General features: G+C 70.2%; 20 protein-coding genes. 13 read left to right on the top strand and 7 right to left on the bottom strand.

What is annotated here, in order from left to right; genetic code table 11:
- Positions 1 to 241: 241 nt before the first annotated feature.
- The 8 genes from DJ73_RS06675 (at position 242) to DJ73_RS06640 (ending at position 7,668) form a co-directional block, all read left to right on the top strand.
- Positions 242 to 1,144: an acyltransferase gene (locus tag DJ73_RS06675; protein ID WP_094525861.1), complete on the top strand. Its 903-nt coding sequence runs from the start codon at positions 242 to 244 to the stop codon at positions 1,142 to 1,144.
- Positions 1,145 to 1,544: 400 nt separating this feature from the next.
- Positions 1,545 to 2,138, top strand: coding sequence for a DJ-1/PfpI family protein (locus DJ73_RS06670; RefSeq protein ID WP_094527251.1), 594 nt, complete (start codon positions 1,545 to 1,547; stop codon positions 2,136 to 2,138).
- Positions 2,139 to 2,160: 22 nt separating this feature from the next.
- Positions 2,161 to 2,979 (top strand): hypothetical protein, encoded by an 819-nt coding sequence (locus DJ73_RS06665; RefSeq protein ID WP_094557618.1) that lies wholly within the window; start codon positions 2,161 to 2,163, stop codon positions 2,977 to 2,979.
- A gap of 290 nt (positions 2,980 to 3,269) precedes the next feature.
- Entirely contained in the window at positions 3,270 to 4,178 is a 909-nt protein-coding gene (locus DJ73_RS06660; RefSeq protein WP_141212921.1) for an ABC transporter substrate-binding protein, read from the top strand.
- Positions 4,179 to 4,181: 3 nt separating this feature from the next.
- Positions 4,182 to 5,036, top strand: a complete 855-nt coding sequence (locus DJ73_RS06655) for an ABC transporter ATP-binding protein (protein WP_094557616.1) — start codon at positions 4,182 to 4,184, stop codon at positions 5,034 to 5,036.
- Complete coding sequence (locus DJ73_RS06650) at positions 5,033 to 6,343, top strand: ABC transporter substrate-binding protein (protein WP_094557615.1); 1,311 nt, start codon at positions 5,033 to 5,035, stop codon at positions 6,341 to 6,343. Before DJ73_RS06655 ends, DJ73_RS06650 begins: the two co-directional genes overlap by 4 nt.
- A complete protein-coding gene (locus tag DJ73_RS06645; RefSeq protein ID WP_094527254.1) occupies positions 6,309 to 7,088 on the top strand; it encodes an ABC transporter permease in 780 nt (259 codons plus the stop codon). Before DJ73_RS06650 ends, DJ73_RS06645 begins: the two co-directional genes overlap by 35 nt.
- A gap of 130 nt (positions 7,089 to 7,218) precedes the next feature.
- On the top strand, positions 7,219 to 7,668 hold the full coding sequence (locus tag DJ73_RS06640) for a DoxX family protein (protein ID WP_094525851.1): 450 nt from the start codon (positions 7,219 to 7,221) through the stop codon (positions 7,666 to 7,668).
- 104 nt (positions 7,669 to 7,772) lie between these two features.
- On the opposite strand, the gene DJ73_RS06635 is transcribed toward DJ73_RS06640, so the two are convergent.
- From DJ73_RS06635 to DJ73_RS06625, 3 genes are all read right to left on the bottom strand, one after another.
- The gene (locus DJ73_RS06635) at positions 7,773 to 8,849 is read right to left on the bottom strand and encodes a CNNM domain-containing protein (protein ID WP_094525849.1); all 1,077 of its coding nucleotides are present in this window, start codon (positions 8,847 to 8,849) and stop codon (positions 7,773 to 7,775) included.
- 79 nt (positions 8,850 to 8,928) lie between these two features.
- A complete protein-coding gene (gene hisS / locus DJ73_RS06630) occupies positions 8,929 to 10,251 on the bottom strand; it encodes a histidine--tRNA ligase (protein ID WP_094525848.1) in 1,323 nt (440 codons plus the stop codon).
- Positions 10,252 to 10,345: 94 nt separating this feature from the next.
- Positions 10,346 to 11,332 carry a GTPase gene (locus DJ73_RS06625; protein WP_094527257.1) on the bottom strand — a complete coding sequence of 329 codons (987 nt, stop codon included), beginning with the start codon at positions 11,330 to 11,332 and terminating at the stop codon, positions 10,346 to 10,348.
- Positions 11,333 to 11,556: 224 nt separating this feature from the next.
- Between DJ73_RS06625 and DJ73_RS06620 the strand changes: the two genes are divergently transcribed.
- Positions 11,557 to 13,020: a Na+/H+ antiporter NhaC family protein gene (locus tag DJ73_RS06620; protein ID WP_094527258.1), complete on the top strand. Its 1,464-nt coding sequence runs from the start codon at positions 11,557 to 11,559 to the stop codon at positions 13,018 to 13,020.
- A gap of 87 nt (positions 13,021 to 13,107) precedes the next feature.
- Here the strand turns inward: DJ73_RS06620 and DJ73_RS06615 are convergent, their stop codons facing one another.
- From DJ73_RS06615 to DJ73_RS06605, 3 genes are all read right to left on the bottom strand, one after another.
- Positions 13,108 to 13,470, bottom strand: coding sequence for a hypothetical protein (locus DJ73_RS06615; RefSeq protein ID WP_094527259.1), 363 nt, complete (start codon positions 13,468 to 13,470; stop codon positions 13,108 to 13,110).
- A gap of 113 nt (positions 13,471 to 13,583) precedes the next feature.
- Complete coding sequence (locus tag DJ73_RS06610) at positions 13,584 to 14,360, bottom strand: class I SAM-dependent methyltransferase (RefSeq protein WP_094557614.1); 777 nt, start codon at positions 14,358 to 14,360, stop codon at positions 13,584 to 13,586.
- A gap of 9 nt (positions 14,361 to 14,369) precedes the next feature.
- Positions 14,370 to 15,254, bottom strand: coding sequence for an aldo/keto reductase (locus DJ73_RS06605; RefSeq protein WP_094557613.1), 885 nt, complete (start codon positions 15,252 to 15,254; stop codon positions 14,370 to 14,372).
- Between the two features lie 130 nt (positions 15,255 to 15,384).
- Between DJ73_RS06605 and DJ73_RS06600 the strand changes: the two genes are divergently transcribed.
- A complete protein-coding gene (locus tag DJ73_RS06600) occupies positions 15,385 to 15,888 on the top strand; it encodes a DUF2240 family protein (protein WP_170938348.1) in 504 nt (167 codons plus the stop codon).
- Positions 15,888 to 16,364 carry a hypothetical protein gene (locus DJ73_RS06595; RefSeq protein WP_094557612.1) on the top strand — a complete coding sequence of 159 codons (477 nt, stop codon included), beginning with the start codon at positions 15,888 to 15,890 and terminating at the stop codon, positions 16,362 to 16,364. The genes DJ73_RS06600 and DJ73_RS06595 overlap by 1 nt, the downstream gene beginning before the upstream one ends.
- 34 nt (positions 16,365 to 16,398) lie before the next feature.
- Here the strand turns inward: DJ73_RS06595 and DJ73_RS06590 are convergent, their stop codons facing one another.
- Positions 16,399 to 18,309 carry a methyl-accepting chemotaxis protein gene (locus tag DJ73_RS06590; protein WP_094527263.1) on the bottom strand — a complete coding sequence of 637 codons (1,911 nt, stop codon included), beginning with the start codon at positions 18,307 to 18,309 and terminating at the stop codon, positions 16,399 to 16,401.
- A 273-nt stretch (positions 18,310 to 18,582) separates the two neighbouring features.
- On the opposite strand from DJ73_RS06590, the gene DJ73_RS06585 reads away from it, so the two are divergent.
- Positions 18,583 to 18,915, top strand: coding sequence for a hypothetical protein (locus DJ73_RS06585; protein WP_241881523.1), 333 nt, complete (start codon positions 18,583 to 18,585; stop codon positions 18,913 to 18,915).
- Positions 18,916 to 19,074: 159 nt separating this feature from the next.
- Positions 19,075 to 20,367, top strand: a complete 1,293-nt coding sequence (locus tag DJ73_RS06580) for a DNA double-strand break repair nuclease NurA (protein WP_094557611.1) — start codon at positions 19,075 to 19,077, stop codon at positions 20,365 to 20,367.
- Positions 20,368 to 20,457 lie beyond the last annotated feature (90 nt).

Genomic DNA, 20,457 nt, shown 5'->3' with positions numbered 1-20,457 from the left:
GTGGTACCGCGTATCAGTACAGCGAACCGTCTCAAAAGTGTTGTTGAATCAATAATTATGTTGAAAATACATGATCTCGGACGGCTCTTCGCCGCCGATACGTCGCCTCTCGCGAGTTCCGGTCCCGAGAATCGCCCTGTTGCTCACGATCGCCGGCGCGCGGGCGCCACGACCGTCGGTCGCTGAAGCGCGCCCGCCGCACAACCGAATCCCTTTGAAGCACGGTGACGAAGGTGGCCCGATGACAAAGCGACACGTGTCCCTCCCCGACGGCGCAGAGGCCGGGGTCCGAGGGTTAATCGACGAGGTGGACGAGCGGCTCTCCTCGGACGAGGACACCTGTAACGTCGTTCGCGACGTCCTGATCGACCTCCACGGCGACCGCGAGCGCTGGGAGGCGTGGCAGGACGGGGAGTCGGTGTCGCGGGCCGAGCGCGTCCGCCTGCAGGGGTACGACCCGTGCAACGCGACGCTGGAGTCGGAGTACTACGCCGAGAAGGACGAGGACCGCTTCCAGCGCTCGAAGCACCTCCAGTGGCTCTGGCGCCAGTTCGACGCGACGCCGATGGCGGACAACGTCGAGTTCGCGCTCCGGTTCCGCCAGATGCTCGGAAACCACCTGTTCGCCGAGTGCGGGGACGACTGCCGCTTTTTCAAGGGGATCTCCGTCACGTACGGCCACAACATCGAGGTCGGCGACAACGTCGTGATCCACGACGACGTGCACCTCGACGACCGGGGGAAGCTGACGATCGGCGACCGCGCGTCGGTCTCCGACGGCGTCCACCTCTACAGCCACGACCACGACCTCGTCGATCAGACCGAGGTCCGCAACTTCCACACGATCGTCGAGGAGGACGCCCGCGTCACCTACGACGCGATGGTGCGCGCCGGCTGTCGGATCGGCGAGAACAGCGTCGTCGGCGCGCGCTCGGTCGTGCAGGGCGACGTCCCGGCCCACCACGTCGTCGTCGGCTCGCCCGCCCGCAGCGTCCGCGTGAAACCGGGCTGGGAGGAGGCCGCCGCCGACCTGGAGGACGGACGGCTCCCCGACAACCAAGACGAGCGCGAGATCGAGTACGACCTCCCCGACGACCTCGACCAGTTCGACGAGTTCCAGCGGGACCTGCGGCCGCCGAAGTAGGGCCGACTACCGGTGCGTGGCGGTTCGACCGCTCCGGTCGATGGCCCGTACATAACTGACCGAAGCCCGCTGTGGAGCGCCTCCAACGCCTCGGCCGCTCGGGTATACCTCGTTGCTGTCGGAGGGATAGCGAACACCTCCAAAGCCCCGCCCAACACAACAACCGCACCTCACGTCTCCCCAGCCTCGCGGCTCCCTTCGGTCGCCGCGTCCCTCGCGCGGTGCTGTTCGCGGCCGCCGCGGGCGGCCGCGCACAGGCACGCGCCGCCGCGCCGTGCGATTGAGTTATCAATAGCCGTCGAGCGGGTAGCGGTCGGTCACACGGTGTCGGCGTGGTATGTCATCGCTCGCCAGTACCGTTATTTGACAGCAGCGCGTATATCCGAGTGGTGTTGCACACATGACAGGACAACGGATTCTGATGATCGTCGGCGACTTCGGAGAGGACTACGAGATCATGGTCCCGTTCCAGGCGCTGCAGGCGGTGGGCCACGAAGTCCACGCCGTCTGCCCGGAGAAGGAGGGCGGAGACAGCGTCAAGACCGCGATCCACGACTTCCGCGGCGATCAGACGTACCTGGAGACCCGGGGGCACGACTTCGAACTCACTCACGGGTTCGACGACGTCGACCCGACCGACTACGACGCGCTGGTCGTCCCCGGCGGGCGCGCGCCCGAGTACCTGCGCGGCTACGACGAGGTGCTCGACGCGGTGCGCCACTTCTTCGAGGCCGACAAGCCCGTCGCGTCGATCTGCCACGGCCCGCAGATCCTCGCGGCCGCGGGCGTGCTCGACGGCTACGAGATCACCGCCTACCCCGCGGTCAGGCCCGAGGTCGAGGCCGCCGGCTGCTCGTGGGTCGACGGCGTGACGACGGACGGGAACCTCGTCACCGGGCAGGCGTGGCCCGACCACCCGGAGTGGATCGCGGGGTTCCTCGACCTGCTCGGCACCGAGATCGACCACGACGCGCCCGCCGCCGCGGCGGAGTGACCCGTCCGGACTCCCCTTTTTAATGCGCGACCCACGCGCCGTCGCCGTCAACGTCGCCGCCAACACGAACCAGCCCGGTTTCCGCGGGCCCGTCTACCCGGACGGGTCGTTCGCGTACGTGCCGATCCCCGAGTCGGCGGCGACGCTCCCGCGCGAGCGATTCCCGGTCGACGAGCCGCTTCCGACGTACGCCGACCTCGACCTCCCCTTCGCGGTGCCCTCCGACTTGCACGCGACGCCGGTCCACTTGGATCCGGAACTCCCCGGCGTCCACGGCCGCGACCGCGCGACGTACGGCGACCCCCACGGCGTGAAGGCCGGCCGGATCGCCGGCCTCGCCCCGGGCGACTGGCTGCTGTTCTACGCGACGCTGTCGCTGCGGCCGCACGGCTGGCTGGGGCCGGGCGGGGCGTCGGCCGACGCGGCGGTCGACGGCGACCCCGCGCCCGACGCCGACCTCGCCCCCGACTGGGGCGCGTACCTGTTCGCCGGTATCCGCGTCGAGCGGGTGCTCGCGGTCGGTGACGGCGACCGCTCCGAGACGGGGGGCGGGACCGGCGACGCCGCGGTCGACCGCGAGTCGGCGGCCGCGCTCGCGCCGACCAACGCCCACCTGAAGCGCGACCCGTTCGACGCGCGGGTCGTCGTCGCCGGCGACCCGGCGGCGTCGGGCCGCTTCGAGCGCGTCGTCCCCCTGAGCGACCCCGAGGCGGGCGCGGACGCGAACCGCCTCGTCACGGCGCTGTCCAGCGACTCGGGGAAGGGGCCGTGGTGGCGACGGCCGATGGCGTTCGACGCCGACGCGACGGCGACGCTGCTGGAGCGGATAGAGCGGGCCTGAGGCGCAGACATCCCGACGGCGACGGAGAAACGAACAAGTATTGTTGCTATCTCGGATGCGAACCGTTCGCTCACTCGGCCGAAAACGCCCGTGAGACGGCGTTTTGAGCCGATCGACGATCCCGTTTCCGCCGAACCGCCGACCGAACCCGTTCGGCCGCCGCAACATTTGCGCGAAGCCGGTTGCACCGCTCATCCTTGTCGGTTTCCGGAGCTATACCTTACAATAAAACTAAGAAGCATTCGATGTCAGATCTCAATGTCTCCCACGAATACTTCACGTGGAGACTGGTGCAAGACGTCGCGGAAGAGAACGGGTACTTCGAGGACGAGGGCGTCGACGCCGACCTCTCGTACTTCGCGCCCGGGACGCAGGACTTCGAGGGCGAGAACGCCTTCGACGCCGACTGGTGGGACGACATGGACGAGGACGGCGGCACCCACGGCGTCTGCGAGTGGAACGCGGTCCAAGAGGTCTCCGAGACCGACCGCGACATCGTCGGCTCCTACAGCGAGTGGGACCGCGTCGTGTTCGTTGACGCCGACGACGACGCCGAGACCATCGACGACCTGCGCGGTCGCTCCGTCGGGATCAACAAGTACGCCACCTCTTTCTACTCGATGCGCGAGATGCTGGAGAACGAGGGGTTCGAGGACGACGAGGTCGTCCTCGAACACGTCGGCGAGGCGGAGGAGCGCTTCGACGCGGTGAAAGAGGGCGAGGTCGACTCCATCGCGGTGCTGGAGCCGTTCGTCACGCTCGGCCGCTACGACGAGGAGCTGAAGGAGGTGTTCGACGGCCCGTGCCGCGCCGCCATCACCACGCGCGAGCAGCCCGAGCCGGAGAAGCTGGAGGGGTTCCTCGCGGCGCTGAACCGCGCGGTCGCCGACATCAACGACGACCTCGACGGGTACACCGACCGGTACGTCGGGCTGCTGGAAGACGAGGCGGCCGACAAGGCGGCCTTCGACGACGTGAACTTCGACCGGCTCCGCGAGGAGTTCGAGCTCCGCGAGTTCCTCCCCGTGCGCGCCCCCGACGAGGACCGGATCGGCGCGACCACGGACTGGATGCGCGAGAAGGGGTTCGTCCCCGACGACGCTGACATCGGGACCGCGGAAGAGCTCGATGACGAGGGCGTCATCCCGGACGACGAGGCGGCGTCCGAGGAGGAAGAGCCCGAGGCGACGGCGGACTGATCGATGTCCCTCGAGTCCCGCGCGGCGGCGACCGACGACGGCGACGAGGAGTCCGCCGTCCGGCCCGAATCCGCGTCCGCGGTCGGCGCCGACGCCGACGTCGACGGCCGTCGCGCGACCGACGCGGCGCCGGTCGTCGCCAGCGACCTCACGAAGCGGTACGACGAGACCCTCGTCTTCGACGGGCTCGACCTCGCGGTCGACCCCGGCGAGGTCTGCTGTCTGCTCGGCCCGTCCGGCTGCGGCAAGACGACCCTCCTGCACCTGCTCGCGGGACTCGAAGAGCCGACCGGCGGCCGCGTCGAAATCGACGGCGACCGGGTGACGGGCCCGGACTACCGGTGGGGCGTCGTCTTCCAGGACCCCCTGCTGTACCCGTGGCTCTCGGTGCGAGAGAACGTCGAAGTCGGCCCGAAGCTCCGCGGCGAGGAGCCCGACCCCGACCTGATCGACGAGCTGCTCGACCTCGTCGGGCTCGACGGCGTCGCGGACGCCGACACCGCGGACCTGTCGGGCGGGATGGCGCAGCGCGCGTCGCTCGCGCGGACGCTCGCGAACGAGCCCGAGGTGCTGCTCCTCGACGAGCCGTTCTCTGCGCTCGACCAGCTGACGAAGATGGAGCTGCAGGACGAGCTGTTGCGGATCGTCGACGAGCTCGGCGTCACCGCCGTGTTCGTCACGCACGACATCGACGAGGCGGTGTACCTCGGTGACCGCGTCGCGATAATGGGACCGGTCCCGGCGGGCATCGAACACGTCGAGCGGATCGACAGCGAGACGCGGTCGCGGGACGACGAGGCGTTCCTCGCGGAGCGGGCGGCGACCTTCGAACAGTTGGAGGCGGTTGGACTCGAATGACGCACGATCATCACACGAACCACGACGACGTCGACCCCGATGTCGCCGAGAGCGCGCGCGAGCTCGTCGGCGGCGCCGGCTGGCGGAACCCCTCGGAGACGGCCCGCACGAGCGGGCTCTCCCGACGCGAATTCATGAAGGAGTCCGGGCTGGCGTCGCTCGCGGCGGCCGGCGTCGGCTCGACGGCCGGCTGTCTCGGGGGCGGCGGGGAGGGCGACGGCCCGCCGACCGCGGAGATCGGCTACCTCCCGATCACGGACTCGGCGCCCCTGCTGACGGGATACGCCAACGACCACTTCGCCGACCACGGCGTCGACGCCGCCGAGCCGACCCTCTTCCGCGGCTGGTCGGACCTCGCGGAGGCGTTCCTCTCCGGCGAGGTCAACGTCGCCCACTTCCTGATGCCGATGACGGTGTGGATGCGCTACGGCGACGAGCTGGACGCGAACGTGCAGGTCGTCGCGTGGGACCACACCGACGGCTCCGCGCTGACGGTCCAACAGGAGATCGACGAGTGGGCGGACCTCGGCGGCGGCACCGTCGCCGTCCCGTTCTGGTACTCGATCCACAACGTCATCCTCCAGATGGGGCTCCGCGAGCACGGGCTCACGCCCCGAACGGACTCCTCCGCCGACGAGGTGGCGGACGACGAGGTGAACCTCGTCGTGACGCCGCCGCCGGACATGCCCGCGGCGCTCGAGAACGGCTCCATCGAGGGGTACATCGTCGCCGAGCCGTTCAACGCGATCGGCGAGCTCGACGCCGGCGGGAAGATCCTGCGGTTCACCGGCGACGTCTGGCGCGAGCACGCCTGCTGCGTCGTCGTGATGCGCGAGGAGCTGGTGCAGTCGCGGCCGGAGTGGACGACCGACGTGATGAGCGGGCTCGTCGACGCCCAACAGTACCTCCGAGGGAATCGGTCCGAGGCCGCGCGGCTGCTCTCCTCGGCGGAGAGCGGCCTGCTGCCGCAGGGGCCCGAGCCGATCGACCGCGCGCTCACCCACTACGACGAGCACGAGCCGTACCTCGAATCGGGCGCGATCCGCAACGAGGAGTGGGACATCGACCGGATCGGCTTCTACCCGTACCCGTACCCCTCGTACACGGAGGAGCTGATCCGTCGCATGCGCGAGACCCGCGTGGAGGGCGAGGACGCCTTCCTCGACGAGTTAGAGCCCGCCGAGGTCGCCGACGACCTCGTCGCGTACGACCCCGTTCGCACAGCGTTAGAAGAAGCCGGCGGCCCGCCGGCGTTCGACGTCCCAGAGGAAGATGGCTACGAGAGACAGGAGACGATACGGTTCTGAGCTGCTCGGGGAGCGCGGCCGCCTGCTGCCGGCGGTCGGACTCCTCGGCGGCCTCGCCGTCTGGTGGGCGGTGACGGCGCTCGGGAGCGGCATCATCACGAACTTCGCGCCGGCGGCGACGGTCGCCGTCCTCGCCGAGCTCGTCGTCTCGCCCGAGTTCTACGACCACGTGCTCGTCAGCGTCTACCGGTTCGGGCTCGCGCTCGCGCTCTGCCTGACGGTCGGGCTCCCCGTGGGGATCGTCGTCGGCTACTTCGAGGCGGCCGAGCGGGCGACCACGGTCCTCTTCCAGTTCATGCGGATGATCTCCCCGCTGGCGTGGTTCCCGATCGCCATCATCGTCTTCGGCGTGGGGACCCGGTCCGCGGTGTTCGTGATGTTCATGGCCGGCCTCTGGCCGATCGTGTTGAACACCGCCCACGGGATCGCGACCATCGACGACGACTGGATCACGGTCGGCGAGTCGCTCGGCGGCGACACGCGCGCCCTGCTCCGCCGGGTCGTCGTCCCCGCGGTGATCCCGGACATGCTGACGGGGATCCGCCTCTCGATCGGCATCCTCTGGATCATCCTCGTCCCCGCGGAGATGCTCGGGGTCAACACCGGGCTGGGCTACCTCATCCTCGACGCCCGCGACCGGTTCTCCTACGCGGAGATCCCCGCGATCATGCTGGTGATCGGCTTCATCGGCTTCTGGCTCGACCTGTCGGTCCGCCGGCTCCACGCCCGGTGGAACTGGGGGTAAGTCGGCGACCGCCGCCCGACGCCCGCGCGCTCCGCGCCCTCTCGCACGTCGATGTCCGCGCCCTCTCGCACGTCGATGTCCGCGTCATCCCGCACGTCGATTTATGTGGCACGCTACCGTGCGTCCACACATGACCGACGACGACACCGACGACGCCGGCGACACCGAGGCGGCCGAGACGACGCCGGGCGACGAGGAGCCGACGACCGGCGGCCGCGGCGCGCCCTCGCGGCTCGGCCGCGTGCTGCTCGGGGTCGGACTGGCGGCGCAGGCCTCCGAGGACTTCCGCGACATGGACGAGACGATCGAGTACGCGGAGTCGGCCGGGGTCCCCGCCCCCGACCTCGCGGCCCCGTTCGCGTCGGGGATGATGCTCGTCTCGGGGATCGGGATCGCGCTGTGGCGAGCCCCTCGGATCACGACCGGCGCGGCCGTGACGTTCCTGACGGTCGTGACCGCGACGATGCACGACTTCTGGAACGCCGACGAGGACGACAAGAGCGGCGAGCGGCTGGCCTTCTTCGGTAACCTCGCGATGCTGGGCGGGGCCCTAGTGTTCCTGCGCGAGGCGTTCGAGTAGCGCTCCTGCGTCGCCGTCGCGGCCGTGACGAGAGCGCTCCTGCGTCGCCGTCGCGGCCGTGATGAGAGCGCTCCCCCGTCGCCGCCGCGGTCGACGCCGACCGCCTACAGATCGCCCGCGTCGAGCGGGTCCTCGAGCTGTCCCATCACCGCCTCCAGCGCGTCGGTCGCGGTGAGGAGCCCGACGATCTCGCCGTCCTCGATGACGAGCGCGAGCTCCTGTGACTCAGCCTGGAACTGGTCGTATGCGTCGCTGATGCTCGTCTCCGGCGAGACCGTCACCGGCGGGGCGGCGATCTCCTCGAACGTCGTCTCCCCCGCCCGGAGCTCCTCGAAGCGGCTCACGATCGACGGGGCGTACACGATCCCCTCGAAGTCGTTCGGACCGTCGCCCACGAGCGGGAACCGCGTGTGCGGCGTGTCGCGAATCCGGTCGAGGTTCTCCTCGATCGACGCCGACGTCGACAGCGAGACGACCTCGTCGGCCGGCGTCATCAGGTCCGCCACGCCGAGCTCGTCGACAGCGAGCGCGTTGAGGACCTCCTCGCGGCGCTCCTCGGGGAGCTCGACCTCCTCCATCATCGACCCGAGGCGGTTGCGGAGCTCCGCGCGCGTCTCCAACACCTCGCTTTCGGTCTCGGTCCACGACCCGGTCATCTCGACGCCGAACAGCCCGAGGGTGGCCTTCGCGACCCAGTCGCCGAACTTGATCAGCGGCGAGATGAGCCACGCGAACCAGTACAGCGGCCGCGCGCCGTACCCCGCGACCTGCTTCGAGCGCTCGACGCCGAGGTACGTCGGGGTCTGCTCGCCGTGGGTGAGGTGGACCATGTTGATGATGAAAAAGCCCAGCAGCGACCCGGCGCCCGCTGACGCGAACGCCGTGTTCGCGAATATCGGCGCGAACAGCGCCGCGAGCCCCGGCTCCGCGACGATACCGAGGGCGATACTCGTCCCGGAGATCCACACCTGACAGGTGGTGAGGTAGAACTCCAGGTCGTCCGTCATCTCCCACGCGCGCCGCAGTCCGGGGGTGTCGATCTCCGACTCCGGATACTGCCGGAGCCGCGTGAGGGCGAACTCGACCGCCACGAAGTACGCGTTGATCAGGATGAGGGCGACGCCGGCCGCCACGCGGAGGGCGACCTCGGTCGGCGGCATCGCTGTCGCGAGCGGGATCATCGTTCCTCCGGTCCCGTCGCGACCCTGAAAAGGATTCAGGACTCCCGCCGTCTCGTCGCGACTCGTCGTCCGCCGCCCGCTACTCGTCGTCCTCGTACGTCGAGAGCCCGTCCTCGGGCGGGAACTCCTCGACCGGCACGGTCGTCTCGTCGCCGCTCGCCATGTCTTTCACCGTGTACTCGCCGTTCCCGAGGTCGCGCTCGCCGACGACCACGACGGTCTCGGCGTTGATCGAGTCGGCGTAGCCGAGTTGGGCGCCGAACGAGCGACCGGAGACGTCGCTCTCGACGACGACGCCGTCGTCGAGCGCGCGGAGGTCGCGGGCGAGCGCGGCCGCCTCGCCCCGCGTGTCGCCCACGCTGAGCACGTAGTAGTCGGTCGAGAGCTCCTCGTCGGGCCAGACGCCGGCGCGCTGACAGAGGAGCTTGAGGGTGGCGTGGCCGGGCGCGACCCCGACCGCGGGGGTCGGTTGGCCGCCGAAGCTCTCGATCAGGTCGTCGTAGCGCCCGCCGCCGAAGACCGAGCGCGACACCTCGCCCGTGGAGTCGAAGCACTCGAAGACGACGCCGGTGTAGTAGTCGAGCCCGCGGGCGGTCGTCAGCGAGACCTCGCAGAACTCGCCCGCGCCGAAGTCGTCGGCCGCGGCGAGCACGTTCCGCAGGTTCTCGACCGCGGCCGCGACCTCCTCGCCGCCGGCCTCGGCCACCGCGTCGAGGTCCTCGGGGGCGTCGACGCCCGAGATGAGGTCGTCGAACTCGCGGGCGGTCGCGCGGTCGAGCCCCGCGTCCGAGAGGAGTCCGAGGTACTCGCCGTCGTCGACCTTCGCGCGCTTGTCGACCGCGCGGATCGCCGCGGCGGTGTCGACCGCGTCGGGATCGGCGGCGAGCGCCCGGACGAGCCCGCCGAGGATGTCGCGGTGCGAGACGCGGAACTCGAAGTCGTCGCCGGTGAGCCCGAGGTCGGTGAGCGCGTCGGCGGCGACCGCGAGCACCTCGGCGTCGGCCTCGGGCGCGGACGAGCCGAACACGTCGATGTTCGTCTGGTAGAACTCGCGGAACCGGCCCTGCTGGACCTGCTCGTAGCGCCAGAACGGGCGGGTTGAGACCCACTTGATCGGCTTCGACAGCTCCTGGCCCTTCGCGACGACCATCCGGGCGACGGTGGGGGTGAGCTCCGGCGTCATGGAGACGCCGCGGCCGCCCTTGTCGTCGAAGGCGTACAGCTCCTCGACGATCTCCTCGCCGGACTTGTCGACGTACATCTCCGTCCGCTCTAGGGCGGGGGTGGCGATCTCGCGGAAGCCGTACCGGCTCGCGGCGTCCTCGATCGCGTCGGTCACTTCCCGGCGTGCGGACTGCTCCCCGGGGTAGAAGTCGCGGAATCCCTTGAGACCGTCGTACATACGCGTCGGTTCGGCGAGCGCCCGCTTGAAAGCATCCTTTCGGGGCCGCGGCGGTCGCTCCGGCGGCTCGCTCGCCGCCGCCTCGCCTCTCCGGCTACTCCCCGCCGTCGCGCGTCGGGAGGTCCGGCTCGAACGCGGCCGCCTCGACGGCCATGTCGAGGACGTCCTCGACGTTCTCGTCCTCGGTCACGCTCATCGTCGCGTCGACGGACTCCGCCCGCACCGCCTCGAAGCGGTCGTGTTTGTTCGCCACGGTGAGGAACGGGACCGCGTCGCCGAACAGCTCGCGGACCTCCTCGCGCAGCTCCAGCTGGACGTCCAGCGGGTAGCCGCAGTCGCCGGAGGGGTCGAGCACGAAGACGACGACGTCGGCGAGGTGTTCGAGTGCGCTGACCGCCTGCCGCTCGATGTCGTTTCGGTCCTCTTCCGGGCGGTCGAGCAGGCCGGGGGTGTCGACGATCTGGTACCGGACGTGGTCCCGCTCGAAGTGACCGATCTGGACGCCGCGGGTCGTGAACGGGTACTCCGCGATCTCGTTGGAGGCGCGGGTGACGCGGTTGACGAACGACGACTTCCCGACGTTCGGATAGCCGGCGATGACGATGGCGGGCTCGTCGGGCCGGATGTCCGGGAGCACCTTCAGCTGGTCGCGCGAGTCGCCGATGTACCGCAGGTCCTCTTCGATCTGGTCCATCACGTCGGCCATGCGCGCGAACGCCTGTTTCCGGTGTTTGCGCGCGGTGTCGACGTCGGAATTCCGGACTTTCGTCGTGTACTCGTCGCGCAGGTCCTCGATCTGACGGCTGGCCCACATCACCTGCGAGAGCGCCTGCCGGAGGCGGTCGACGTCGACGATGGCGTCGGCGAGCTCGTAGTAGAACGGGTCGACGTCGAAGCCGAAGTCCGGCCACGAGACGACGACGTTCTCCAGGTTGTCCGAGAGGACGTTGCCGGCGGTCCGTAACATCGACTCCTGCGCCTCGTGGCCGCGCTTCGCGCGTCCCGCGCGGGCCGCCCGCGAGAACGCCTTGTCGACGAGTTCCTCCGATCGGGGGGTCGTCGGGAGGCCCTCAAATATCATGTTGGCCGTTCTTGTCCACCGACGCGTATAAGACCGTCCGTTCGGGGACCCGCGCGACACGGCAGCACACGGTCGGACGCGGTGGGGTTCGGCGGCGACGGTCACCGGAGGCGACGCTCCCTCGTCGGGAGTCCCCCGTCGCCGCGTCGATGACGATGAACGATCGTTATCTTCGCTACGCATATTCCAAGACATATTTATGCTTCAAAGGAATACGGTCGCTCATGGCACGCTCGTTCACGCCCACGACGTACGAGGACATCGACCCGGACCGCCGTCCGAGCCTGGCGGCGGCGCTGGTCCCGGTCCTCGCGGTCGTGGCGTTCCTCGGTATCGGCTCGGCCGTCCTCGGCCTCGACCCGCACGCGCCGCTCCTCTGGAGCATCGCCTTCGTCGGCGTCTTCGGCCTCTGGCTCGGCTACGACTGGGACGACCTGTTCGACGGCATCGCCAACGGTCTCGTGATGGGGCTGCAGGCGCTGCTGATCATCTTCACCATCTACGGGCTCATCGCGACGTGGGTGAGCGCCGGGACGATTCCGGGGCTCATGTACTTCGGGCTGGAGACGCTCACGCCCGCGACGTTCCTCCCCGCCGCCGCGGTCGTCGCGGCGGTCGTCGCCTTCGCGATCGGCTCGTCGTGGACCACCGTCGGCACGCTCGGCGTCGCCTTCGTCGGCATCGGCGCCGGGCTCGGCGTCCCGGACCCGATGACGGTCGGGGCCGTCCTTTCAGGCGCGTACGCCGGCGACAAGCAGTCGCCGCTCTCGGACACGACGAACCTCGCCGCCGGGGTGGCGAACACGGACCTGTACGCGCACATTCGCCGGATGCGGACCGGCACCCTCGTCGCCTTCGGGCTCGCGGTGCTCGGCTTCCTCGCGCTCGGGCTCCGCGCCAGCGGCGCGATCCCCGCGGGCCGGATCGCCGAGATCCAGGGCGCGCTCGCCGGGACGTACGCGATCACGCTGCTCGCGTTCGTCCCCCTCGCCGTCACCTTCGGGCTGGCGCTGCGCGGGTACGCCCCCCTGCCGACCCTCGTCGCCGGCGTCTTCGCCGGCGTGCTCACGACGGTGTTCGTCCAGGGCGCCGGGTTCGTCGCCGCGTGGGACACGTTCATGTACGGGACCGCGCCCGAGTCCGGCTCCGAACTGGTGAACGAACTGCTCGCGACCGGCGGCCTCACCGGCTCCGCGTGGACGATCACGGTCGTCGTCGCGGCGCTCTCGCTCGGCGGGATCTTGGAGCGGACCGGCGTGTTGGCGGTGATCGCTCACGCCTTCACCTCCGCCGTGCGGAGCCCGGGCGCGCTCGTCGCCGGCACCGGCGTCTCGGCGATCGTCATCAACGCGCTCACCGCGCAGCAGTACATGAGCATCGTGCTCCCGAGCGTCACGCTCCGGAACACCTACGAGGAGTTCGGGATGGACACCGACCAGCTCTCCCGCGCCGTCGAGGCGGCGGGGACGCCGACCGGCGCGCTGTTCCCGTGGCACGCGGGCGCCGTCTACATGGCGGGCGTCACCGACGTGCCGACGCTGGAGTACGCGCCGTACTACCTGTTCGCGTTCCTCTCGCCGCTCGTGCTGTTCGCGATGGCCGCGACCGGCTACAGCCTGAACGCGACGCCGACCGACGCGGGCGTCGGCTCCGCGGCGACGGCGCCCGCGGCGACCGACGACGACTGACGGGTCGACGGCGGCGGTCGGCCGACGCGTTCCCGCCGGTTCGTCCCTGCCTGTCGAACCCGTCAGCCGGTGAGTTGTCCCGGCGACTTACTCGTCGCCGCTCTCGGCGATGAGTTCGTACGAGGTGTACTCGATCGCGTCGGGATCGTCGGCGAGCAACGGATCCAGCAGTTCGTCCTCCCACGTGAGCCAGTCGTCCGGGTACTCGGTCTTCGCCACCGGGTCACCCGCCGGTCCCCAGACGTCCGCCCACGCCTCTCGGCTCTCGTACACCCAAACGGCCGCGAACTCCCCGGCCCGGTCCCCTCTGATACCGCGGCCGATCCGGTGTTCGACCAGCCCGGGAACGCCCTCGAACAGCCCGCGGTCGACGGCCTCCGCTACCGCGTCGCGGAAATCCGACGGGGACGCCGACTCCGCCAGCTCGTAGTGATGAACGCTTACGACCATGGTGTCTCCCCGTTTCGGGAATCGCGCGCGCCACTGATGAATGCAGCACCCCGCGTTCGGCACGGGGCCTCCCGATCGCGGGGAGTCCCGTCGGAATCGCGGTTCCGAGGCTTTCAGTCCGGGAGGCGGAACGCGAGACCGTACATCCGCCCGACCGATTCCGACCCGATCTCGCCCGCGAGCCGACGAGCGGCCGCCGCCAGCGCGTCGCCGGACTCATCGGGGCAGTCTCCGGCCATGGCGGTCGCCTCGTCGGCGTGGGCGGAGACGTGACTTTCGGTCCAGGGCACCGGCTCCAGTAGCGTCCGCTCCCGTTCGAACTCCCAGCCGTGCCCCGCGAAGAACCGCCGCAGGAACGCCGCCGGGTAGAAGGTGAGCGCCGGGCGGCCGCGGGCCAGCTCCGACGCGGCGTTCTCGACGGCGAACAGCTCGCGGATCGCGGCGTCGTCCGGGAGCGGGTCGTAGTCGTCGACGACGAGGTGCGCGCCCGGGGCCGCGACCCGCGAGAGCTCCGCGGCGACCGCCGACAGCGCCGCGGGGTCGAGGACGTTACAGAGACCGTGCGCGGTAATCAGGTCGACGGAGTCGTCGGGGAGCGGGACCGCCCGGAGGTCCGCCTCCAGCACCGCCAGTCGGTCGTCGACGGTGGCGTCGTTCCCGTCACCGTCGTCGCCGCCGTTCCCGTCACCGTCGTCGCCGCCGCCGTCACCGACGCGCCGTCGCGTCGTCAGCGCGTGGCCCCGGTCGTTCGTCACGGCGTACACCCGGGCGGCGCCGTTCGCGAGCAGTCCGGCGGTCGCGTTCCCGGCGCCCGCCCCGGCCTCCAGACAGCGCTTCCCGGCCACCGGTCGGTCGTCGAGCGCGGTCGCGACCGTCTCCGGAACGTCCATGCTCCGGGCTCAGTGGTGCAGCTGTTCAGGAACCGGGCTGTCGTCGTGGCGGACCCGCTCGATCAGCGACCGCTGGGCGGTCTCGTCCATCCCGGTGAAGTCGGCGGCGGCCTCGAGGATCATGGTGACGAGCTTCGGATCGCCGGCGCTGACGACGCTGGTGAGCCCCTGCGCGGCGGCGAAATCGAACCGCTCGCGGACCTCGTCGGGGGCGGTGACCGGGCGGTACCAGTTCGCGAACGGCCGGTCCGCCTCGGGGAGCTGGTCGGTCGGCGGCCACGAGCCGCCGGCGAACGCCTTGATCCCGAGCGTGCCGACGTCCTCCGCCTCGGCCCGGGTGAGGACGGCCTCGTAGTCGTATTCGTCGCCGTCCTTGCCGGCGACGACGGGGTTCAGCGGGAACATCACGGTCTCGAGGTCGTCGATGCGGTCGAGCGCGTCGAGGATGAGGTCGGGGTCGCCGTGGCTCGTCAGCCCGATGTGGTCGATCAGCCCCTGCTCTTTGGCCTCGCGAAACGCCGCGAGCGCGCCGTCGTCGCCCGTGATCGCGTCCAGTTCCTCGTCGTACTCGAGCCCGTGGAGCTGATACAGGTCGATCTTGTCGACGCCGAGGCGGTTCAGCGAGCGGTCGAGCTTGCGCCACGCGCCCTCGTACGTCCGCTCTTGGGTCTTACAGCCGAGGAATATCTCCTCGCGGTGCTGGCGGAGTTTCGGGCCGAGCTTCAGCTCCGCGTCGCCGTACGTCGGCGCCACGTCGAAGTGGTTGACGCCGTAGTCGAGGACGTGCTCGACGAGCTGGTTCGCGCCCTCCTGTTCGAGCCAGTTGAGCGCGATCGCGCCGAACGTCATCACGCTGCTGTGGTGACCGGTGTCACCGAGCGGGCGGGTCTCCATACGTGCGCCATCGCGCCGCCGCGGCATAACGGTTGGCGGCGCCCGGCCTGACGGGCCGACCGTCGCGGGTGCTCCGAACGCGCTCCGCGGTCCGGTAGGTTTACCGCCGTCGACACCCCGCCGATCGAACATGAGCTTGGAGGTCGCCGTCGCCGTCCCGTTCAAACACCGCGCGAAGGAGCGGCTGGGCGAGGGCGAGTTCGTCGTCGCGCTGTCGCTCGACCGCGACTGGTTCTCGCCGGATCAGGCGAAGCGGCTGGTCGACGTCGCCGTCGGCCGCGGGCTGGTCGCCGAGGAGGACGGCGACCTCGTCGCGCGCTTCGACCCCGACGACGTGTTCGTCCCGGAGGGGTTCGCGCCCGACGAGTCGATCCTCCGGGAGCAGTCCACCTTCGAGACCGCCCTCGACGCCATCGTCGCGGCCGGCGTCGAGAAGCAGCGCGCGGTCGCCGCGATCAACGAGCGACAGCGCGCGCTCGCGGTCACCATCGAGGCGGCCGCGGTCCTCGTCGCGAAGGAGCACGGCGCCGCGGTCGATCACCTCGCGGCCGACGTGCGCGAGGAACTCGCCGCCGCCGGAGAGCCGTCCGGCGACGCCGACGAGGCGGCGACCGACGCCGCGGGTGACGCCTGATGGTCGCGGACCGACTGACCGACGGCGTCCGGATCGGCCAGCTGCTCGCGTCGGAGGTCTCCGGCAACGAGGGGCGCCTGCGGGACCTCGCGCTCGCCGACGCCGACCCCGACGTCGAACCGACGACCGACGGCGCGCTCGCGTACCGGATCGTTCGCGAGGGCGAAGCCGGCGGCGACGGCGTCGGGCGCGAAGTCGCCGAGGTGTACGTCCACCCCGACCGCGTCCGGGTCGAGTTCGTCGGCGGCGACGCGGACCGTGAGACGGATGCTGTCGACTCGTCCGACGCGCCCGACTCGTCCGACCCGTCCGACGCGCCCGATATCCCCGGACTCGCCGCCGCCGCGGCCGACGAGGCGGGCCTCCGCGTCAGACCGAAGGCGGTCCGCCCGCCGCGGACGCTGGTCTTCGTCGAGGACGGCGCGCAGGTGAAGCGCGCGCTGCCGGTGCTGGAGGCCGTCGTCGACGCGATATAAAAGGGACCGCCGTCGGGCCGTCCGCGGCGGCGTCTCAGTCCGACCGGCCGCCGTCGCCCATCGCGACGTTGCGCGACGCCGACGGGTCGTCGGGCGACTCTCCACCGACCTCGAACTTCCGGAGCAGCGCGCGGAGCCGCTCGGCCTGATCGGCGAGCGAACCGGCCTCGGCCGTCGCCTGCGACATCGCGGCGAGCTGCTCGTCGGCCGCCTCGCTGACGTCGTCGGCCTCGTCGGCGGTCGACTTGCTGATCCCTGCCACCTCCTCGACCATCGACACCGTCTCCTCGGTGCTCGCGGCCTGGTCGTCGGTCGCCTTGCTGATCTCGCGGATCCCGTCGTCGGTCTCGGCGGCGTTGCCCGCCACCTCGGCGAACGCGTCCGCGGCGTCGCTGACGGCCTCGGCGCTGGCCTCCATATGTTCCTCGGCGGTCCGGACCTCTTCGACGGTCGCCTGCGTCTGCGACTGCGTGCCGGCGATGAGCTCCTCGATCTCCTGGGCCGCCTCCTGGGTCTCCTCGGCGAGCTGTTTCACCTCGTCGGCGACGACGGCGAACCCGTCGCTCCCGCCGCCGCCGCCGCCGGCCCGCGCGGCCTCGATGTTGGCGTTGAGCGCGAGCAGGTTCGTCTGTTCCGCGATGTCGCTTATCAGGTCGACGATCTCGCCGATGTCGTCCATCCGCTCGTCGAGGACCCTGACCTTCTCCGCGGTCGCGCCGATCGATTCGCGGGACTCGCCGACGCTGTCGATCGCCTCGCCGGCGGTGTCCTGTCCCTCGTTTGCGATCGACGCGGTCTGCTGGGCCGCGTCCGCGACGGTCTCCGTCGAGGAAGCGACCTCCTCGATCGTCGCCGAGAGGTTGTTCATCTCGCCTGAGACCTGTTCGAGCATCTCGCGCTGCTCGTCCGCTCCCTCTGCGATCTCCGTGACCGACCGACTCACGTCCTCGCTGCGCGCCTCGGCCGTGTCCACGCCTTCGACCGTCTTCTCGCTGGCCGCGGACACCTCGCCCGCGAACGACTGGACGTCGCGCATCGTCGACTCGATGTCGTCCATCATCTCGTTGAACGCGGCGCCGATCTGCTCCATCGCCTCGCTCTCGCTGCCGGCGTCCAGCCGGACCGTGAGGTCGCCGTCGGCCGCGCGGTCCATCGTCGCGCTGTAGTCGTCGGCCTTCGTCTCGAGGTGGTCGTTCAGCCGCTCGACCTCCTCGCGGCGCTTCTCGACTTCCGCCTTCGCCTCCTCGACGTCTTGGATCTCCGACTTCTGCTCGGCGACGAGGTCGAGCTGGCGCTGCGCCTCCTCGCGCGATTTCTCGATGGAGTACCAGTTGACCATCAGCGCGCCCACGAGCCCGAGGATGAAGAACGCGTGAATTCCGCCCCAGATGATCGGGTTCTCGATCGCCGCGGCGTGGTTGTAGACGAGGCTCGCGTCGATCAGGCTGAACGCGCCGTGGCCGATGGCGACGTACCCGACGCCGACGGCGAACGGGACCCAGTCCTCGTACAGGGCGAGCACCGCCACGAACACGAAGAAGCTGAAGTGCGCCTCGATGTAGCCGCCGGACAGCTTCACCAACGCCATCGAGACGGTCATGAGGCTGAACGCCGCGAGCACCGTCCGCTGGCGTCGACCGAGCCGAGACACGTTCGCCAGCCCCGCCGTGCCGAGGATGATCGCGACGAAGCCGCCGAGCATCCAAAGCGGCGTCGCGGGGATCTCCGCGCCGGTGAACGGCTCGGTCCCGCTGTACAGCCCCAACGCGATCAGAAACGGCACCTGTACCGCGATCGCGATCAGGACGTTCCGGTGCCGGCCGCCCCACATCTCCTTCGGCATGGACGTGCCGTCCGGGACGTATCGGACGATCTCTCGGATCGTGTGCCCCACGCCGGACGGTCCGGACGCGTCCGCCGCTGACCCAGTGGCTGGTTCGGTCATGACCGGAGGTCGACCCCACCGGTTAAAATATCCCCCTTCCCGAATATTACGACTGATACCGTAAATCGTGCGCAGACGCCGGAGAAAGCCGCAATCCGGGATCCGGAGGCCGTTTCGGCCGACACCACCGAAAACCGGTGGACCGGAGACAGGCGGAGGACGGAGACGTTCTCGAAGTCCGTACATTCACACAAAATATACGTTCTTCTTATCATGAAAATAATTTATGTACCGTCCCGGAGTAGCCCTCGTTAAGGTGATGATACCATTCCCATGCGGCCCGAACTGACACGCGAATTCGATAAAGACCTGCTTAACCAGCTCACCGGCCTCACGGGACTCGGATGGACCACGTCGGTACTGGGATACCTGAGCAGCGTGATCGGCTACGGAAACGGCCTGATAAGCCGACTCGTCGCCGAGCCGCAGTCGCTCCTCTACGTCGGCGGGAGCTTCTTCGTTCTCACGCTCGGGCTCGACCGATTACAGAGCAAAATCGCGGCGGAACCGACCGGCGAGGAGAGCCGGGAGAGCGGCGCCCCGCGCGGCGACCCGCACGAAGGGGAGATCAGCGGAGCCGGCGATCCACGCGACGGGGGGACGTGAGGAGTCGGCGGTCCACACGGGGGGACGTGAGGAGTCGGCGGTCCACACCACGGGGAACGCCGTCCGCAACCGGGAGGCCGACCGCGTCGATTTCGTCCCGCTCGCGGTCTCGCTCCCCGAGCCGACGCGTTTTATATCCCTCCGAACCGCGGTACGGCCGTGACGCTCGATCCGATCCACGTCGAGAACATCGCGCGGCTCGCGTACGGGATCGCGAGCGACGTGGACACGACCGACCACGACGACCTCGCGGGGCGGGTGTGGCGCGACTGGCTCCCCGAGCTCCGCCGCGACGGCCGCGTCGTGATCGAGCCGGTGGGCGACCACGAGCGCCGGCTGGCCCCCGTCGACGACGCCTCCCTCGCCGAGCGCCCGTTCGAGACGGTCCACGGGCTCGACTCCGGCACGATCAACCCGACGACGTTTAAAAACGGACTCGTCGTCGACGTGGCCCACGCCGCGATGGCGAGCGATCCGACGGACCTGGACCTCCACCGCGACCGCACGATCGTCGCGACCGTCCACGCCGGCGACTCCACCGCCGACTTCGACGACGACTGGCGGCGGCGCGACGACGGCCACACCCGACAGCGCGTGCTCCACGCCCCGCGGGTGAACCGGTACGCGGAGGGCGTGGTCCACGCGCTCGCGCTGTACCTCGCCGAGGGGACCCACGCGCTCGACCACGCCAGCGAGGTCGGCGACCTGCTCGTCTTGGACGGCCCGATATACCCGAAGGAGCTGTTCACGTGGGACGACCGCAACCCCGAGCTCGGTGCGCTCGCCCGCGAGGCGAAGCCCCGCGCGGTCGTCGAGAAGTACGTCCGGCTGGTCGAGCGGTTCGTCGAACGCGACGTGCCGCTCGCCGGCTTCGTGAAGAACCCCTCCAGCGGGACGATCGTCCGGACGCTGGCGCGGAAGGGGGTCGAGCCGCCCTGGCCGGACGACACCGCGCTGTTCACCCGACTGCTGGAGCGGCGGGACGACGCGGGGCAGTCCAGCGGTGGCGGGGCCGGCGACCCGTCCGGAAGCGCCCGCGGCGACCGCCTCGACGACGCGCTCACGTTCACCACCTGGTTTAGAAGCCGCGGGGGCGCCGACGCGACGATGGCGGCCGACGGCGACGCGCTCGGGATCGACCGCGAGCTCGATCCCGAGCTGTACGAGCCCACGTTCATGATCGTGTACGACCCGCGGACCGACGTGACCTACAAGCTGGAGGCGCCGTACGCGTTCACCCGCGACGCCGATACGCGGGACCGGCTCACTCGGCAGGTCCTCGCCGAGGTGGCCACGACCCGCGGTCCGCCCGAGGCGGTGGCGAAGGCCGACGAACTGGCGCGGATCGACGCCACCGAGAAGGCGGCGCTCCGCCGGAAGTTCGAGGAGCGCTTCGACAGCGACCAGCAGGCGACGTACGACGACCTGCGGTGGGGCAAGGCGGACTTCTAACGCTTCTGGCCCCGCCGACGTGGTCGGTGCGTGCCTGCGAGGCCGCATCGCGGCCGAGGAGCACGCGCGAGGTCGCCGGCGCTCCGCGCC

The organism is Halorubrum sp. Ea1 (assembly GCF_002252965.1).
Taxonomy (GTDB): Archaea; Halobacteriota; Halobacteria; order Halobacteriales; family Haloferacaceae; genus Halorubrum.
This window is presented reverse-complemented; position numbering and strand designations above follow the sequence as displayed.

Excerpts from the sequence above, each read along its gene's own strand:
- DJ73_RS06675 (WP_094525861.1), top strand. The coding sequence starts at position 242 with ATGACAAAGCGACACGTGTCCCTCCCCGACGGCGCAGAGGCCGGGGTC.
- DJ73_RS06670 (WP_094527251.1), top strand. The coding sequence starts at position 1,545 with ATGACAGGACAACGGATTCTGATGATCGTCGGCGACTTCGGAGAGGAC.
- DJ73_RS06665 (WP_094557618.1), top strand. The coding sequence starts at position 2,161 with ATGCGCGACCCACGCGCCGTCGCCGTCAACGTCGCCGCCAACACGAAC.
- DJ73_RS06655 (WP_094557616.1), top strand. The coding sequence starts at position 4,182 with ATGTCCCTCGAGTCCCGCGCGGCGGCGACCGACGACGGCGACGAGGAG.
- DJ73_RS06650 (WP_094557615.1), top strand. The coding sequence starts at position 5,033 with ATGACGCACGATCATCACACGAACCACGACGACGTCGACCCCGATGTC.
- DJ73_RS06645 (WP_094527254.1), top strand. The coding sequence starts at position 6,309 with ATGGCTACGAGAGACAGGAGACGATACGGTTCTGAGCTGCTCGGGGAG.
- DJ73_RS06640 (WP_094525851.1), top strand. The coding sequence starts at position 7,219 with ATGACCGACGACGACACCGACGACGCCGGCGACACCGAGGCGGCCGAG.
- DJ73_RS06635 (WP_094525849.1), bottom strand. The coding sequence starts at position 8,849 with ATGATCCCGCTCGCGACAGCGATGCCGCCGACCGAGGTCGCCCTCCGC.
- hisS (WP_094525848.1), bottom strand. The coding sequence starts at position 10,251 with ATGTACGACGGTCTCAAGGGATTCCGCGACTTCTACCCCGGGGAGCAG.
- DJ73_RS06625 (WP_094527257.1), bottom strand. The coding sequence starts at position 11,332 with ATGATATTTGAGGGCCTCCCGACGACCCCCCGATCGGAGGAACTCGTC.
- DJ73_RS06620 (WP_094527258.1), top strand. The coding sequence starts at position 11,557 with ATGGCACGCTCGTTCACGCCCACGACGTACGAGGACATCGACCCGGAC.
- DJ73_RS06615 (WP_094527259.1), bottom strand. The coding sequence starts at position 13,470 with ATGGTCGTAAGCGTTCATCACTACGAGCTGGCGGAGTCGGCGTCCCCG.
- DJ73_RS06610 (WP_094557614.1), bottom strand. The coding sequence starts at position 14,360 with ATGGACGTTCCGGAGACGGTCGCGACCGCGCTCGACGACCGACCGGTG.
- DJ73_RS06605 (WP_094557613.1), bottom strand. The coding sequence starts at position 15,254 with ATGGAGACCCGCCCGCTCGGTGACACCGGTCACCACAGCAGCGTGATG.
- DJ73_RS06600 (WP_170938348.1), top strand. The coding sequence starts at position 15,385 with ATGAGCTTGGAGGTCGCCGTCGCCGTCCCGTTCAAACACCGCGCGAAG.
- DJ73_RS06595 (WP_094557612.1), top strand. The coding sequence starts at position 15,888 with ATGGTCGCGGACCGACTGACCGACGGCGTCCGGATCGGCCAGCTGCTC.
- DJ73_RS06590 (WP_094527263.1), bottom strand. The coding sequence starts at position 18,309 with ATGACCGAACCAGCCACTGGGTCAGCGGCGGACGCGTCCGGACCGTCC.
- DJ73_RS06585 (WP_241881523.1), top strand. The coding sequence starts at position 18,583 with ATGCGGCCCGAACTGACACGCGAATTCGATAAAGACCTGCTTAACCAG.